Origin of the sequence: Enterobacter sp. 241F3 (assembly GCF_034106785.1) — a bacterium.
Lineage (GTDB): Bacteria > Pseudomonadota > Gammaproteobacteria > Enterobacterales > Enterobacteriaceae > Enterobacter > Enterobacter vonholyi.
Genome location: NZ_JAWNDD010000007.1, coordinates 112,862 through 127,704 on the forward strand (window position 1 = coordinate 112,862; position 14,843 = coordinate 127,704).

Consider the following 14,843-nt stretch of genomic DNA (forward strand, 5'->3'; position numbering starts at 1 on the left):
ATGAGCCGTTATGGCCGTTTATCGAAAGGAAGAAGTCAATGCGCAATCTGGTTAAATATGTCGGGATTGGCCTGCTGGTTGTGGGTCTTGCAGCCTGTGATAACAGCGACACGAAAACGCCTGCTCAGGGCGCATCCGCAGAAAGCAATGCGACCGGCCAGCCGGTGAATCTGATGGATGGCAAACTCAGTTTCTCTCTGCCAGCCGATATGACTGACCAGAGCGGCAAGCTGGGCACCCAGGCGAACAACATGCACGTTTACTCCGACGCAACCGGGCAGAAAGCGGTCATTGTGATTGTGGGCGACGACACCAGCGAAGACCTGGCCGTCCTGTCCAAACGTCTTGAAGATCAGCAGCGCGGACGTGACCCGCAGCTGCAGGTCGTGACCAATAAATCCATCGAGCTGAAAGGCCATAAGCTGCAGCAGCTCGATAGCATCATCTCCGCAAAAGGCCAGACCGCTTACTCCTCTGTTGTGCTGGGCAAGGTCGATAACAAACTGCTGACCCTGCAGATCACCCTGCCAGCGGAAGATCAGCAGAAAGCGCAGACGGCCGCTGAAAACATCATTAACACCATCGTGATCCAGTAACGCTTCACGACGATGACGTGGCCTCCGGTGCCTGCACCGGGGGCCATTTTTTTAGCCGCCACGTCAGCAGCAGCGCAATAACAACCAGACCCGCCGCAGCAAGATAGATCACCGGCACGCCTGCCCAGGCCATCACCAGCCCCGCCAGCGGGCCGGTAATGCCTAAAGACATATCCATGAATACCGTATAGGTCGCCAGCGCCGCCCCCTGATTCTGCGGCGGCACGGCTTTTACCGCCACCACGCCCAGCGCCGGGAAGACCAGAGAAAAGCCGGCCCCCGCGAGGAACACGCCCACTTTGGCGACCCACGGCACCATCGCAATTCCGGTCAGCAGCAGCCCGACAATCTCTATCGCAAAGCAGATCATCGCCACATTCAGCCCGCCGAGACGGTTGATGCCGTTAGGGAAAAGCAGGCGGGCACCTACAAACGCACAGCTAAACAGGGTTAACGCAAAGGCCGCGCCGTCCCAGCCTTTGGCGTCGTAGAACAGGGTGATGAAGGTTGCAATTACGCCAAAGCCGGTGGTTGCAAGCGCCAGCGCCATGCCGTACGGCCAGACGCGCCCCAGCACCGCCCGAAACGGCAGCGGCTTGCCTTTGCTGGCCTTAACTTTCGGACGCGGCAGCGCAAAGAGAATTGCCAGCAGCGCGACCGCCATAATGGTGATAGACAGCCCATACAGCCCGCCAAGCGCATAGCAGGCCACGCCGAGCGGCGCCCCGAGCGCCATTGCCCCGTAGGTGACAATCCCGTTCCAGGAGATCACCCGGCCAATGTGCGGCGCACCTACCACCCCCACGCCCCAGAGCGTCGAGCCGGTTCCCGCCAGGCTTTGTCCGATGCCGAGAATGACGCGGCCCAGGCAGAGCAGCGCCAGGCTGACCAGCGGCCAGTGGCTGGTTGCGGCAGCCAGCAGGTAGCTCAGGCCACTGAGGAAACAGCCGCACAAACCCACCACCACAATGCTTTTTGGACCGAACAGGTCCGCGTAGCGCCCGGCATGGGGGCGGCTCAGGAGCGTGGCGAAATATTGCAGGCTGATGACCAACCCCGCCCAGAAGGCGCTGAAGCCCATCACGTCATGGACATAGCCCGGCAGGACCGCCAGCGGCAGGCCAATGGTCAGATAGCTGGCAAAGTTGAAAATCACAACGGAAACGATGCGCAGATTGAGGCGCAATCCGCTCAGTGCCGGTTCAGCGGCAGGTTCGGGCATGGGGTTTTACCTGGATTTTTTACAACCGTGTTTCACTATTACCACGGCGCAATAAGAAAATCAGCCCCGACTTTCAGATTAACGGCTCCAGACGAAGCGAAGCCCGGGCACTACACTTATCGGGTCATCATATTAAGGAACACGCATGATCGCTAACCCGTCCGACAAAGCAGGACTTCACATCTTATTAAAACTCGCCTGTCTGGTGGTTATCCTTGCGGGTATTCATGCTGCCGCCGACATTATTGTTCAGCTCCTGCTGGCGCTCTTTTTTGCCATTGTGCTTAATCCTCTGGTCACCTGGTTTTTACGTCGGGGCGTCAGCCGCCCGGTAGCCATCACCATTGTGGTTATTGTTATGCTGATTGGCCTGACGGCGCTCTTCGGCGTACTGGCGGCATCGCTGAGCGAATTCTCCACCATGCTGCCGCAGTACAACAAAGAGCTGACGCGTAAGATTGTCGCGCTGCAGGAGATGGTACCCTTTCTTAATCTGCATATTTCACCCGAACGGATGCTGCGCAGAATGGACTCCGAGAAGGTCATGACCTACGCCACCACGTTGATGACGGGGCTTTCCGGCGCGATGGCCAGCATTCTGCTGCTGGTCATGACGGTAGTGTTTATGCTGTTCGAAGTCCGCCACGTTCCCTATAAGCTGCGCTTTGCACTGAACAACCCACAAATTCACATTGCCGGATTACACCGGGCACTGAAGGGCGTCTCAAAATATCTGGCGCTGAAAACGCTTCTGAGCGTCTGGACCGGGGTCATTGTCTGGCTGGGCCTGATGCTGATGGACGTGCAGTTCGCGCTGATGTGGGGCGTGCTGGCATTTCTGCTGAACTACGTGCCGAATATTGGCGCGGTGCTTTCCGCCGTGCCGCCGATGATTCAGGCGTTTCTGTTCAACGGTTTCTACGAATGCATGCTGGTCGGCGCGCTGTTCCTCGTCGTGCATATGGTGCTGGGCAATATTCTTGAACCGCGCATGATGGGACACCGTCTGGGCATGTCGACGCTGGTGGTATTTTTATCCTTACTGATTTGGGGATGGCTGCTGGGCCCGGTCGGTATGCTGCTGTCGGTCCCCCTGACCAGCGTATGTAAAATCTGGATGGAAACCACCAAAGGCGGCAGCAAGCTGGCGATCCTGCTCGGTCCGGGGAGGCCGAAAAGCCGATTACCCGGATAACCGACCTACCTGTACAGGTAGGTTTAAACCATCAGTAATACACCGTAAATTACCGCGTCCTTAATCCGTCGCGGTATTTTATTTGCGTTAAGGCGATATTCACCCTGTTTTATTTACGTCGTGCGCATTACGCTCAAATGCAATTTATGATTTAACGCAAATTATAAAAAAAAATGAAATAGTTACTTATTTTCCATGTTATTATTTCCGTCTTCGCTTCATCGTAATGCAAACATTAATATTGATTAAAAATACGCCTGGCGCCAACGGAAAGCCGGATGAATATTATTTGTAAATACCACTACCTTTAATTGTTAATATTGATATGGAGTTGTTGATGAAAAAGATCGTTAAATGGTGTGCTGTTGCCGTATTCGTTGGCGCACTGGCTGGCTGTGCGCGTACCGCCCCAATCGCTCAGGTTCACTCTATTGTAAGCGCGGGTCATACTGCCGATCAGGTAAAAACGGCAATTTTGAAAGCAGGCCAAAAACGTGACTGGATCATGACGGAAGCGGGCCCGGGAATGATTAAGGGGCGTTTGCAGTCGCGCGATCACTCGGTCCAGGTGAGTATTCCGTACACGGCAACAAGCTATTCAATCAACTATGAAAACAGCCTTAATCTGAAAGCGGCAGACGGTAAAATTCACAAAAATTATAACCGCTGGGTGAATAACCTCGACCACGATATTCAGCTGAACCTCTCCGCAGGCGCCACGCTGTAATATTTTTCTAAAGTCGGGCCGCGTATGGCCCGATAACCTCTCTTTATTATCCTCAAAGGTTACGTAGTAATGTACGAAAAGGACACACTCAGCGCACTGGATGCCATTACCGAAGCGCAACGCATCGCTTTTGCCCCGATGTTATTCCAGACTGCGCTTTGTCTGCGTAACTCAGGCGTTCTCGCCTGGCTAGATAAACAAGGGAAAGAAGGTGCCAGCCTTGAGGAAATAACAGAACACAGCACGCTAGGTAGCTATGGTGTCAGCGTACTGCTGGATATGGGATTAAGCGGTCGAATCGTAACCCAACAGCATGGACGTTATTTCCTGGCGAAAGTGGGCCATTTTTTACTGCACGACGAAATGACCCGCGTAAATATGGATTTCACCCAGGACGTTTGTTACCAGGGGCTATTTCACCTGGCGGACGCCCTGCAGGAAGAAAAACCTGCCGGATTAGCCGTGTTTGGCAACTGGCCAACCATCTACCCGGCTTTATCCCAATTACCTGCTCCGGCGAAGGATAGCTGGTTCGCCTTTGATCATTACTATTCTGACGCCGCTTTTGACGCGGCTTTGCCATATATATTCGCAAGCTCGCCGACAAAATTGTACGATGTGGGCGGAAATACGGGTAAATGGTCGTTACGCTGCTGCCGCTATGACGAAAATGTTGCCGTGACGATCCTCGATCTGCCGCAGCAGATAGCGCTGGCGCAGGAAAACATCGCAAAAGCAGGTTTTTCTCATCGTATTGCATTCCATGCTGTCGATATGCTTAGCCCAGCAACATTGCCGGGTGACGCCGACGTCTGGTGGATGAGCCAGTTCCTGGATTGTTTCTCTCCGGATCAGATTGTCGCCATGCTGACGCGCGTCGCACAGGCCATGAAGCCAGGCGCACGTTTGTGCATCATGGAGCTTTTCTGGGATGCTCAGAAATTTGAAGCAGCCTCTTTCAGCCTGAATGCCACCTCGCTCTATTTCACCTGTATGGCGAATGGCAATAGCCGGTTTTACAGCGTAGAAAAGTTTTATCGCTACCTGGAGAGTGCAGGTTTCAGCGTTGAACAGCGGCTGGACAACCTTGGGGTCGGTCATACCCTGCTGATATGCACCAAACGTGAACAATAGAGCAGCTTAGCTGCCCGGGTGGCCTAGTCTGCCTTTTGAATACGGTTTTTTTCGCGGACGCGCGTAGATGAAATTTTCACTGAACATTATCGACTGGCAGGCCAGAGCGCCAGGACTCAGCGATGCCACAGAGTGGCAGGCGTGGTCTCGCCTGCAGCTGGCCGTCGATCCAGCTGCCCCGCTTCCCCGGTTGACCGCTTTACCTATGATGACCGCGCGCCGCCTCAATTCAGGCAGCAAGCTGGCGGTGGATATTGGTCTTGCCATGCTGCAAAACCACGCCATTGATGCCGTCGTCTATTCCAGCCGCCACGGCGAGCTGGAGCGCAACTACCGTATTCTGCATGCTCTGGCAACCGGCCAGTCCGTATCGCCCACCGACTTCGCCATGTCCGTGCACAACTCGGCGGTGGGCAATCTCACGATTACCGCACGCCAGCCCATCGTCTCGTCATCCATCTCTGCCGGGCTGGACACCTTCCAGCAGGCTTTATGTGAAGTGCTGAGCCTGCTGCATGCCGGCTACTCCCGCGTCTTGCTGGTCGATTTTGACGGCGCGCTGCCGGAATTTTACCATCCGGCGTTACCGCAGCAGATGCCCACCTGGCCCTACGCGCTGGCGCTGGTCATTGAATCCGGCCAGGAATTGCAGTGTGAAACCCACAGCGGCAGCGCGGGTGAAGAACCCGCCCTGCCGCAAAGCCTGATGTTCCTGCAGCGCTATCTCAGCGAGGAACGTCAGTTTGTAGTGCCCGGCGAACGTTTGCTGTGGCAATGGACGCGCGCATGAACCACCTGGCTGCCCGTATCAACTGGTTATGGCGTCTGGTGATGACCGGATTCTGCTTCGCGCTGTTTGGCGTGGGCGGACTGCTGCTGTCGCTGGTCTGGTTCAACCTGCTGCTGATCGTCCAGCGCGACCGCGCCAACCGTCGACGTCTGGCGCGTCGCAGCATTGCGGCCAGCTTCCGTTTCTTCCTGACCGTTGCGCGCGGACTCGGGGTACTGGACTATCGCATTCGCAATCTTGACGCGCTGCGCAGCGATCGGGGTTGTCTGGTGGTAGCTAACCACCCCACGTTAATTGACTACGTGATCCTGGCGTCGGTGATGCCAGAAACCGACTGTCTGGTGAAGAGCGCGCTGCTGCGTAATCCCTTTGTCAGCGGCGTCATCCGCGCGGCGGATTACCTGATTAACAGCGAAGCCGAGCCCCTGCTCGCGGCCAGCCAGCAGCGTCTGGCTCAGGGCGACACGCTTTTGATCTTCCCGGAAGGCACACGAACCCGGTTTGGCGAGGCTATCTCCCTCCAGCGCGGCGCGGCTAATATCGCCGTGCGCTGTAACAGCGATCTGCGGGTGGTGCTGATCCACTGTAGCGAACATCTGCTGGATAAAAAAAGTCACTGGTATGATGTACCGCCAGAAAAACCTGTTTTCACCGTGGATGTCCGCGACCGCGTGAACATCGACGAATTTTACGATGCAAATGAACAAGAACCGGCGCTGGCGGCAAGGCAGTTAAACCGGCATCTGGAGCATCGATTAACATCAGGCCTTCAATCTTTGTCAGGAATTAATGATGCAAGCGCTTTATCTTGAAATTAAGAATCTCATTATCACCACGCTGAATCTGGACGAGCTTACCGCAGAGGATATTGATACCGATGCCGCGCTGTTTGGCGATGGGCTGGGTCTGGACTCCATTGACGCGCTGGAACTGGGTCTGGCCGTGAAAAACCAGTATGGCGTGGTGCTTTCTGCCGAAAGCGAAGAGATGCGCCAGCACTTCTTTTCCGTCGCCACGCTGGCGTCCTTTATCAACGCTCAACGCGCCTGAGATGTGAACGATGACTGAACAAGAAACCATTTATCAGGAAGTCTGCGGCCTTCTGACCAAGCTCTTTGAAATCGACCCGCAGGACATTACGCCCGAAGCCCGTCTTTATGAAGACCTGGAGCTGGACAGCATTGACGCGGTGGACATGATCGTTCATCTGCAGAAGAAAACCGGTAAGAAAATCAAGCCGGAAACCTTCAAATCTGTTCGTACCGTTCAGGATGTGGTAGACGCCGTCGAACAGCTTCTGCGCGAAGAGTAAGACGTCGTGCGTGGTGGACGGACGTTCCCGCTCATCCCACTGCTGACGGGTCTGATGCTGCTGGCGTGGCCTTTTCTGATTGGATTTGGGCTGACGCACAACAGCCTGCAGTGGCTGTTACCGGTGATGGCGCTGATGTTGCTGCTGCGGCTGCGTCAGGCACAGCGGAACCGTGGCCCGATGCGGTATGTGGTGCAGTGCGTGGCGCTCGCGGGCATTGCGCTCTGCGCGGCAAGCTACCTGCTGAAAACCCACCAGTGGCTGCTGTTCTACCCGGTGGTCGTCAACCTTGTGATGCTGGCCGTGTTTGGCGGTTCGCTGTGGACCGCGATGCCGCTGGTCGAACGGCTGGCGCGCTTGCGCGAGCCGGATTTGCCCCCGGAGGGCGTGCGCTATACCCGCAGGGTGACCCTCGTCTGGTGCGGCTTTTTCATCGGAAACGGCGCGATGGCGCTGTTCACCGTTCTCCACGGCGACCTGCATCTGTGGACGCTGTGGAACGGTATGGTGGCTTATATCCTGATGGGAACGCTGATGGCGACCGAGTGGCTGGTCCGCCAGCGGGTGATAAAAAAAGAGATGCACAATGACTAACCCCCTTCCGCTGGGCCAGTGGTTGAACGCCCCGCGCCCTGACGACATGCCCGTTGCCTGGCTTGACGATCGTACCTGGACGCTGGGCCAGCTGCGCCACGACGTGACCTTGCTGGTTGACACCCTGCGTCAGCAGGAAGGCGAGCGCTGGGCGCTGTGCTTTGAAAACAGCTATCTGTTTATCGTTGCGCTGCTGGCCTCGCTGCATGCCGGTAAAACGCCAGTCATTCCCGGCCATAGCCGCGTCTCGCAGCTTGAAGAACAGCAGTCGTTGTTTAGCGGCGTCCTGAGCGACAGGACTCTCGATTTCCATGGCAAGCTGATTGTGGTGGCCTCCAGCCATCAGACTGCTCGCCACTGGACGCCCCTGCCGGACATTGACGAAAGCCGCTTTGTTGAACTGTTCACCTCCGGCTCCACGGGCACCCCGCGCCGGGTGGTTAAGCACATCGTCAGTCTGGATCGCGAAGCCCGCCTGCTGGCTAACCGCTTTGGTGAGCGTCTGGCCGGATGCAGCATTGTGGCCTCGGTCGTACCGCAACACCTGTATGGCCTGACATTCCGTATCGTCTTGCCGATGGCGCTGGGCCTGCCGCTGCATGCCGCGATGCTCTATTACGCAGAACAACTGGCCGCCCTGCCTCCTGACAGGCATTACCTGTTCATCAGCAGCCCGGCGTTCCTGAAGCGCCTGGATACGGAACTTCCCGCGCCGCCCGTCAGGATGCTGATTTCAGCAGGTGGAATGCTGCCCTGGTGCGACGTATCCACCACCGCTGGCTGGCTTAACGTCTGGCCGGATGAAATTTATGGCAGTACCGAAACCGGGATCCTCGCCTGGCGCCATCGCCAGCAGGATAACGTCCCGTGGCAACCCTTCCCCGGCGTTATCTTCCAGCAGGAAGATGACGCCTGTCGCGTCACGTCGCCACTGATCCACGAGGCTGAAGGACTCCAGCTGGACGATATCCTCCACTTCGACAGCGAGGGGCTTTTCAGCATCGCCGGGCGTCGCGGGCGGGTGGTCAAAATTGAAGAAAAGCGCATCTCGCTTAACGAGATCGAACGTCGCCTGCTGGAGCTTGACGGCATTTGCGAAGCGGCGGCCCTGCCGGTCACGCGCGGGGGCCGTCAGGGGATTGGCGCCCTGCTGGTTCTGGACGAAGCAGTTCGCCAGCGCGGGTATATGCAGGATAAAAAAGCGCAGGAGTTCGCCTGGCGTCGCGCCCTGCTGCCGTGGCTTGAGCCGGTCGCCGTTCCACGCTACTGGCGTATTGTCGATGAAATGCCGGTAAACAGTATGAACAAGCGTGTCTATGCGCAGTTAGAGGAGTTATTTCATGAAAATTCATGAAATTGAGCGCCACCAGACACAGCCGGAGAAGCTGGAGATCGTTTTGCATCTCGACGCGGCGCTGTTCTGGTTTCAGGGCCATTTTGCCGTACAGCCGCTGCTGCCCGGCGTTGCGCAGCTTGACTGGGTGATGCACTACGCCACGACGTTACTGGCACCGGGCTACCGCTTTCACAGCATTCAAAACGTGAAGTTCCAGGCACCTCTGCTGCCGGAAACCACGGTGACGCTGATGCTTGAGTGGCATGCTGAACGTCAGATGCTGACCTTCAGCTACCAGCGTCACGCAGGGGCTGAGCGCCATACCGCCAGCAGCGGGAAAATTCGGCTATGTCAGTAACCTTCCGCCCCTGCGTGCTGATCCCGTGCTACAACCACGGCGCCATGATCGCCAGCGTGCTCTCACGTCTCGCGCCGTTCGGCCTGCCGTGCCTGGTGGTGGATGACGGCAGCGACGCAGTCACCCGTCAGGAGCTTGAGCGCCTGGCGGCTGAGCAGCCGCAGATGACGCTGGTCCGTCTGGCGCAAAACGCCGGAAAAGGTGCCGCGGTCATCAGGGGGCTGGAAGAGTGCGCGCGCGCGGGCTATACCCACGCCGTGCAGGTGGACGCGGACGGTCAACACGCCATCGAAGATATCCCCAAACTGCTGGCGCTGGCGGAGCGCCACCCGGACGCGCTGATTTCCGGCCAGCCCATTTACGATGATTCCATTCCGCGCTCGCGACTCTACGGGCGCTGGATAACCCACGTCTGGGTCTGGATTGAGACCTTATCCCTGCAGCTTAAAGACAGCATGTGCGGCTTTCGGGTCTACCCGGTCTCGCCCACGCTGCGGCTGGCAGCGCGTGAAACGCTCGGTAAACGGATGGACTTTGACACCGAAGTGATGGTCCGTCTTTACTGGCAGGGCAACACCAGCGTCTTTTTGCCCACCCGCGTCACCTACCCGCAGGACGGCTTGTCCCACTTCGATGCGTTAAAAGATAACGTGCGGATCTCCCTGATGCATACCCGACTCTTCTTCGGCATGCTGCCCCGCATGCCCGGCCTGCTTTTCCGTCGACGCCGCCAGCACTGGGCGCAGCAGGACGAGGTCAAGGGTCTGTGGGGGATGCGCCTGATGCTGCGCGTCTGGAAACTGCTGGGTCGGCGGGCCTTTACCGTGCTGCTGTGGCCGGTGATCGGCGTGTACTGGCTTATAGCACGTCCTGCACGGCAGGCCTCGCGGCAGTGGATTGGAAGGGTCAAGCAAGAACTGCATAAGCGGAACATGCCCGTTCCCCCGCGGCTCAACAGCTTTTTCCATTTTATGCGCTTCGGCAACGCGATGCTGGATAAGGTCGCCAGCTGGCGCGGCGAGCTGAAGTTTGATCGCGACGTGGTTTTTGCCGCCGGCGCGAGCGAAACGCTTAATATCGCGGCGCCGCAGGGCAAGCTGCTGCTGGCCTCGCATCTTGGCGACGTAGAAGCCTGCCGGGCCCTGGCCCAGCTGGACGGCAGCAAAATTATCACCGCCCTGGTCTTCAGCGAGAACGCCCAGCGCTTTAAGCAAATCATGAGCGAAATGGCGCCCGAGGCCAGCGTGAATTTGATGTCGGTCACCGACATCGGCCCGGACACCGCAATTGCCATCAAAGAGAAGCTTGAGCGGGGAGAATGGGTCGCGATTGTGGGCGATCGCATCGCGGTGAATCCGCAGCGTGGCGGCGAGTGGCGGGTGATCTGGAGTACGTTTATGGGGCAGCCAGCGCCGTTCCCACAGGGGCCGTTTATCCTGGCCTCCATCCTGCGCTGCTCAGTGGTGCTGATTTTTGCCCTGCGCCAGCAGGGTAAGCTCGTCCTGCACTGTGAACCATTTGCAGATCCGCTGCACCTGCCGCGCGGTGAACGCCAGCAGGCGCTGCAGAATACCGTCGATCGCTACGCGCAGCGGCTGGAGCATTACGCCCTCATGTCGCCGCTCGACTGGTTTAATTTTTTCGATTTCTGGCATCTGCCAGAGTCCAGTGAAAAGGAGTAAAGGGTGCTGACCGATCCCCGCTTTACGACTGAAGTCGAGATCACCGTTCCGTTCCACGACGTCGATATGATGGGCGTGGTCTGGCACGGTAACTATTTCCGCTACTTTGAGATCGCCCGCGAGGCGCTGCTCAATCAGTTTGACTATGGCTATCGCCAGATGAAGGCCTCCGGCTACGTCTGGCCCGTCGTCGACACGCGGGTGAAATACCGCGATGCGGTGACCTTTGAGCAGCGTATTCGCGTCCGCGCGCACGTTGAAGAGTATGAAAATCGCCTGCGCATTGCCTATCAAATTTTCGATGCGCAGACCGGCAAACGCACGACCACCGGGTACACCATCCAGGTGGCGGTGGAAGAAGCCACCCGCGAAATGTGCTTTGTGAGCCCGGCAATACTGTTTGAACGTATGGGAGTAACGCCATGAAATGGTTGCCTTTACTGGCGCTAATCCTCAGCCCGCTGGTCAGCGCCGTGACGCTGGATGAGCTGCAGCAGCGCTTCACCGAGCAGCCCGTGGTGCGCGCGCACTTCGAACAGGTTCGCACCATAAAAGATATGCCGCAGCCGCTGCGCTCGCAGGGCGAAATGCTGATCGCCCGCGACAGCGGCCTGCTGTGGGATCAAAAAGCGCCGTTTCCGATGACGCTGCTGCTGGACGACAAGCGGATGGTTCAGGCAATCAACGGCCAGCCGCCGCAGACCATCACTGCCGACAATAATCCGCAGATGTTCCAGTTCAATCATCTTCTGCGCGCCCTGTTCCAGGCCGACCGCAAGGTGCTGGAAGAGAACTTCCGCATTGATTTTAAAGACCTGGGAGCGGGCCGCTGGTCGCTGGTGCTTACGCCAAAAACGACGCCGCTGGACAAGATTTTCGCCACCCTCGATCTGGGCGGCGCGACCTATCTGGAGACGATTCGCCTCAACGACAAACAGGGCGACCGTACCGATATCGCCCTTTCATGCCACCAACTGACGCCCGCCAGCCTGACCGATGACGAACGCCAACGCTTTGCCGCACCGTAAATCCCTGCGCCCGGCGCTGCTGTGGGCCACGCTATGCCTGATTCTGATGGGCGTGCTGCTGTCGCTGCTGCCCGGCGCGCGTCTGAACAGCAGCGTGCTGGCCATGCTGCCGAAGCAGACGCTGGGGGCGATCCCGCCGGCGCTCAACGACGGGTTTATGCAGCGTCTCGACCGCCAGCTGGTCTGGCTGGTCAGCCCCGGCAAAGAGCCCGATCCGCGCGTGGCGCAGCAGTGGCTGGCGCTGCTGCAAAGCACTGATTCGCTTAGCGAGGTCAAAGGCCCGATGGACGCCGCCGGGCAAAAGGCCTGGGGAGAGTTCTTCTGGCAGCACCGAAATGGCCTGATCGATCCCGCCACCCGCGCCCGCCTGCAAAACGGCGGAGAAGCGCAGGCGCAGTGGATTTTATCTCAGCTTTATTCGGCCTTTTCCGGCGTCAGCGGCAAAGAGCTGCAAAACGATCCCCTGATGCTGATGCGCGGCTCGCAGCTCGCTCTGGCGCAAAACGGCCAGAAGCTACGGCTGATGGACGGCTGGCTGGTCACAAAAGATGAGGCGGGAAACTACTGGTATCTTCTGCACGGAGAGCTGGCGGGCTCGTCATTTGATATGCAGCAGACCCACCGGCTCGTGACGACGCTTAACGCGCTGCAGGAGACGCTAAAAGCGCGTTACCCGCAGGCGCAGCTGCTTTCCCGCGGGACGGTGTTTTACAGCGATTACGCCAGCCAGCAGGCCAAACGCGACGTCTCGACGCTGGGTATCGCCACCCTGCTTGGCGTGTTCCTGCTCATCGTGGCGGTGTTCCGCTCTTTGCGTCCGCTGCTGCTGAGCGTGCTCTCGATTGCCATCGGCGCGCTGGCGGGCACGGTGGTGACGCTGCTGCTCTTTGGCGAGCTGCATCTGATGACGCTGGTGATGAGCATGAGCATCATCGGTATTTCAGCCGACTACACGCTCTACTACCTGACCGAACGGATGGTGCACGGCGCGGAGCACTCCCCCTGGCAAAGCCTGGCGAAAGTACGCAATGCGCTGCTGCTGGCGCTGCTGACGACGGTCGCCGCCTACCTGATTATGATGCTGGCCCCCTTCCCCGGGATCCGCCAGATGGCGGTGTTCGCCGCCGTGGGGCTGAGCGCCTCCTGCCTGACGGTGATTTTCTGGCATCCGTGGCTGTGCCGTGGGTTACCGGTGCGCCCGGTTCCATTTATGGTCCTGATGCTGCGCTGGCTGGCCGCCTGGCGGCGCAGTAAAAAATTGTCCGTTGGTTTGCCCGTCGCGCTGGCGCTGCTCTCCGCCGTGGGGATGAGTACGCTGAGGGTGGACGACGACATCGCCCAGCTGCAGGCGCTGCCGAAAGATATTCTGGCGCAGGAGAAGGCCATTACCGCCCTGACCGGACAGAGCGTCGATCAGAAATGGTTTGTGGTTCACGGCGCCTCGCCTCAGCAAACGCTGGAGCGGCTGGAAGCCTTTACCCCGGCGCTGGCGGAGGCGCAAAAAGCGGGAGAGATTGTCCGCTGGCGCACCCTGCCGCTGAACTCGCTGGCCCGCCAGAAAAGCGATCTTACGCTTCTACAAAACGCCGCGCCTGCGGTAATGAACGTGCTGAAAAGCGCCGGGCTCAACGCCGTCGCCCCGAATCTCGACGCCATGCCGGTCAGCGTGGACGCGTGGCTTAAAAGCCCGGCGAGCGAAGGCTGGCGTCTGCTCTGGCTGACCCTGCCCGACGGGGAAAGCGGCGTGCTCGTGCCGGTGGACGGTGCGAAAAACAGCGCTTACCTCGGTGAGCTGGCCGCGCGCCATGACGGCGTCGTCTGGGTCGATCGCAAAGCCAGCTTTGACAGCCTGTTTGCCCTCTACCGCACGCTGCTGACGGGGCTACTGTTTGCGGCGCTGGCGGTGATTGCCTGCGGGGCGATGCTGCGCCTCGGCTGGCGTAAAGGGCTGATAAGCCTGGTGCCGTCCTTGCTATCGCTGACCTGCGGGCTGTCGGTCCTGGCCGCAACGGGCCACCCGGTGAATCTGTTTTCACTTCTGGCGCTGGTACTGGTGCTCGGCATTGGCATTAACTACACGCTGTTTTTCAGCAATCCGCGCGGTACGCCGCTCACCTCAATGCTGGCGATTACGCTGGCCATGATGACCACGCTGCTGACGCTGGGCATGCTCGTCTTCAGCGCCACCCAGGCCATCAGCAGCTTTGGTATCGTGCTGGTGAGCGGTATTTTTACCGCCTTCCTGCTGGCGCCGCTGGCGATGCCGGATAAGAAAGAGAGAAAACGTAAATGAACGCTTTTTACCGCGCCGTCGCGCTGGCCGCAGCGCTGCTGCTGGCGGGCTGCAGCCATTCGACCGATACCAAAGAGACGCGTCCCCAGGCCTGGCTCCAGCCGGGAACCAGAGTGACGCTGCCGCCGCCCGGCATCAGCCCGGCGGTAAGCTCCCAGCAGCTGCTGACCGGCAGCTTTAACGGACAAACGCAGTCCCTGCTGGTGATGCTCAACGCGGATGCGCATAAGGTGACGCTGGCCGGGCTCTCTTCCGTGGGGATCCGTCTGTTCCTGGCGACGTACGATGAGACCGGTATTCATACCGAACAGTCGATCGTTGTGCCGCAGCTGCCGCCCGCCAGCCAGGTGCTGGCGGACGTGATGCTAAGCCACTGGCCAATTAGCGCCTGGCAGCCGCAGTTGCCGAAGGGCTGGACGCTAACGGACAATGGCGATCGACGCGAGCTGCGTAACGCCAGCGGAAAGCTGGTGACGGAGATTGTCTACCTGCAGCGTAAAGGCAAGCGCGAGCCGATCAGCATCGAGCAAAACGTATTCAAATACCACATCACCATTCAATATCTGGGTGACTGAG

17 protein-coding genes are annotated in these 14,843 nt (G+C 58.6%); 16 read left to right on the forward strand and 1 reads right to left on the reverse strand.

The features are described 5' to 3' along the window. Positions 1-38: 38 nt before the first annotated feature. Positions 39-596: a DcrB family lipoprotein gene (locus UR504_RS17730; RefSeq protein WP_008503073.1), complete on the forward strand. Its 558-nt coding sequence runs from the start codon at positions 39-41 to the stop codon at positions 594-596. Positions 597-600: 4 nt separating this feature from the next. On the opposite strand, the gene UR504_RS17735 is transcribed toward UR504_RS17730, so the two are convergent. Continuing rightward, a complete protein-coding gene (locus UR504_RS17735; RefSeq protein WP_302237677.1) occupies positions 601-1,818 on the reverse strand; it encodes an MFS transporter in 1,218 nt (405 codons plus the stop codon). Positions 1,819-1,963: 145 nt separating this feature from the next. Here UR504_RS17735 and UR504_RS17740 point away from each other — a divergent pair, with 145 nt between their 5' ends. The 15 genes from UR504_RS17740 (at position 1,964) to UR504_RS17810 (ending at position 14,842) form a co-directional block, all read left to right on the forward strand. Continuing rightward, positions 1,964-3,013 carry an AI-2E family transporter gene (locus UR504_RS17740; RefSeq protein WP_023309517.1) on the forward strand — a complete coding sequence of 350 codons (1,050 nt, stop codon included), beginning with the start codon at positions 1,964-1,966 and terminating at the stop codon, positions 3,011-3,013. Positions 3,014-3,350: 337 nt separating this feature from the next. Continuing rightward, the gene (locus tag UR504_RS17745; protein WP_302237674.1) at positions 3,351-3,740 is read left to right on the forward strand and encodes a hypothetical protein; all 390 of its coding nucleotides are present in this window, start codon (positions 3,351-3,353) and stop codon (positions 3,738-3,740) included. Positions 3,741-3,809: 69 nt separating this feature from the next. Next, on the forward strand, positions 3,810-4,874 hold the full coding sequence (locus UR504_RS17750) for a methyltransferase (protein ID WP_111963746.1): 1,065 nt from the start codon (positions 3,810-3,812) through the stop codon (positions 4,872-4,874). 67 nt (positions 4,875-4,941) lie between these two features. Beyond that, positions 4,942-5,664 (forward strand): beta-ketoacyl synthase chain length factor, encoded by a 723-nt coding sequence (locus UR504_RS17755; RefSeq protein ID WP_133295271.1) that lies wholly within the window; start codon positions 4,942-4,944, stop codon positions 5,662-5,664. Next, positions 5,661-6,476, forward strand: a complete 816-nt coding sequence (locus UR504_RS17760) for a lysophospholipid acyltransferase family protein (RefSeq protein WP_111963744.1) — start codon at positions 5,661-5,663, stop codon at positions 6,474-6,476. Before UR504_RS17755 ends, UR504_RS17760 begins: the two co-directional genes overlap by 4 nt. Then, a complete protein-coding gene (locus tag UR504_RS17765) occupies positions 6,457-6,714 on the forward strand; it encodes a phosphopantetheine-binding protein (protein ID WP_008503081.1) in 258 nt (85 codons plus the stop codon). Before UR504_RS17760 ends, UR504_RS17765 begins: the two co-directional genes overlap by 20 nt. Positions 6,715-6,724: 10 nt before the next feature. Next, positions 6,725-6,976, forward strand: a complete 252-nt coding sequence (locus tag UR504_RS17770; protein WP_024908875.1) for an acyl carrier protein — start codon at positions 6,725-6,727, stop codon at positions 6,974-6,976. Positions 6,977-6,982: 6 nt separating this feature from the next. After that, positions 6,983-7,570, forward strand: a complete 588-nt coding sequence (locus UR504_RS17775; protein WP_133295273.1) for a hypothetical protein — start codon at positions 6,983-6,985, stop codon at positions 7,568-7,570. After that, a complete protein-coding gene (locus tag UR504_RS17780) occupies positions 7,563-8,924 on the forward strand; it encodes an AMP-dependent synthetase (RefSeq protein WP_271369597.1) in 1,362 nt (453 codons plus the stop codon). Before UR504_RS17775 ends, UR504_RS17780 begins: the two co-directional genes overlap by 8 nt. After that, the gene (locus tag UR504_RS17785) at positions 8,911-9,264 is read left to right on the forward strand and encodes a hydroxymyristoyl-ACP dehydratase (protein ID WP_111963741.1); all 354 of its coding nucleotides are present in this window, start codon (positions 8,911-8,913) and stop codon (positions 9,262-9,264) included. Before UR504_RS17780 ends, UR504_RS17785 begins: the two co-directional genes overlap by 14 nt. Continuing rightward, positions 9,255-10,946 carry a glycosyltransferase family 2 protein gene (locus tag UR504_RS17790; protein ID WP_302237662.1) on the forward strand — a complete coding sequence of 564 codons (1,692 nt, stop codon included), beginning with the start codon at positions 9,255-9,257 and terminating at the stop codon, positions 10,944-10,946. The genes UR504_RS17785 and UR504_RS17790 overlap by 10 nt, the downstream gene beginning before the upstream one ends. Positions 10,947-10,949: 3 nt before the next feature. After that, complete coding sequence (locus tag UR504_RS17795) at positions 10,950-11,372, forward strand: acyl-CoA thioesterase (RefSeq protein WP_023309526.1); 423 nt, start codon at positions 10,950-10,952, stop codon at positions 11,370-11,372. Further along, the gene (locus UR504_RS17800) at positions 11,369-11,974 is read left to right on the forward strand and encodes a LolA family protein (protein WP_274241158.1); all 606 of its coding nucleotides are present in this window, start codon (positions 11,369-11,371) and stop codon (positions 11,972-11,974) included. Before UR504_RS17795 ends, UR504_RS17800 begins: the two co-directional genes overlap by 4 nt. Further along, positions 11,943-14,267: an MMPL family transporter gene (locus UR504_RS17805; protein ID WP_274241160.1), complete on the forward strand. Its 2,325-nt coding sequence runs from the start codon at positions 11,943-11,945 to the stop codon at positions 14,265-14,267. Before UR504_RS17800 ends, UR504_RS17805 begins: the two co-directional genes overlap by 32 nt. Then, complete coding sequence (locus UR504_RS17810) at positions 14,264-14,842, forward strand: DUF3261 domain-containing protein (RefSeq protein ID WP_274241162.1); 579 nt, start codon at positions 14,264-14,266, stop codon at positions 14,840-14,842. The genes UR504_RS17805 and UR504_RS17810 overlap by 4 nt, the downstream gene beginning before the upstream one ends. Position 14,843 lies beyond the last annotated feature (1 nt).

Coding starts and splice junctions, on each gene's coding strand:
- UR504_RS17730 (WP_008503073.1), top strand. CDS start 39: ATGCGCAATCTGGTTAAATATGTCGGGATTGGCCTGCTGGTTGTGGGT.
- UR504_RS17735 (WP_302237677.1), bottom strand. CDS start 1,818: ATGCCCGAACCTGCCGCTGAACCGGCACTGAGCGGATTGCGCCTCAAT.
- UR504_RS17740 (WP_023309517.1), top strand. CDS start 1,964: ATGATCGCTAACCCGTCCGACAAAGCAGGACTTCACATCTTATTAAAA.
- UR504_RS17745 (WP_302237674.1), top strand. CDS start 3,351: ATGAAAAAGATCGTTAAATGGTGTGCTGTTGCCGTATTCGTTGGCGCA.
- UR504_RS17750 (WP_111963746.1), top strand. CDS start 3,810: ATGTACGAAAAGGACACACTCAGCGCACTGGATGCCATTACCGAAGCG.
- UR504_RS17755 (WP_133295271.1), top strand. CDS start 4,942: ATGAAATTTTCACTGAACATTATCGACTGGCAGGCCAGAGCGCCAGGA.
- UR504_RS17760 (WP_111963744.1), top strand. CDS start 5,661: ATGAACCACCTGGCTGCCCGTATCAACTGGTTATGGCGTCTGGTGATG.
- UR504_RS17765 (WP_008503081.1), top strand. CDS start 6,457: ATGCAAGCGCTTTATCTTGAAATTAAGAATCTCATTATCACCACGCTG.
- UR504_RS17770 (WP_024908875.1), top strand. CDS start 6,725: ATGACTGAACAAGAAACCATTTATCAGGAAGTCTGCGGCCTTCTGACC.
- UR504_RS17780 (WP_271369597.1), top strand. CDS start 7,563: ATGACTAACCCCCTTCCGCTGGGCCAGTGGTTGAACGCCCCGCGCCCT.
- UR504_RS17785 (WP_111963741.1), top strand. CDS start 8,911: ATGAAAATTCATGAAATTGAGCGCCACCAGACACAGCCGGAGAAGCTG.
- UR504_RS17790 (WP_302237662.1), top strand. CDS start 9,255: ATGTCAGTAACCTTCCGCCCCTGCGTGCTGATCCCGTGCTACAACCAC.
- UR504_RS17800 (WP_274241158.1), top strand. CDS start 11,369: ATGAAATGGTTGCCTTTACTGGCGCTAATCCTCAGCCCGCTGGTCAGC.
- UR504_RS17805 (WP_274241160.1), top strand. CDS start 11,943: ATGACGAACGCCAACGCTTTGCCGCACCGTAAATCCCTGCGCCCGGCG.
- UR504_RS17810 (WP_274241162.1), top strand. CDS start 14,264: ATGAACGCTTTTTACCGCGCCGTCGCGCTGGCCGCAGCGCTGCTGCTG.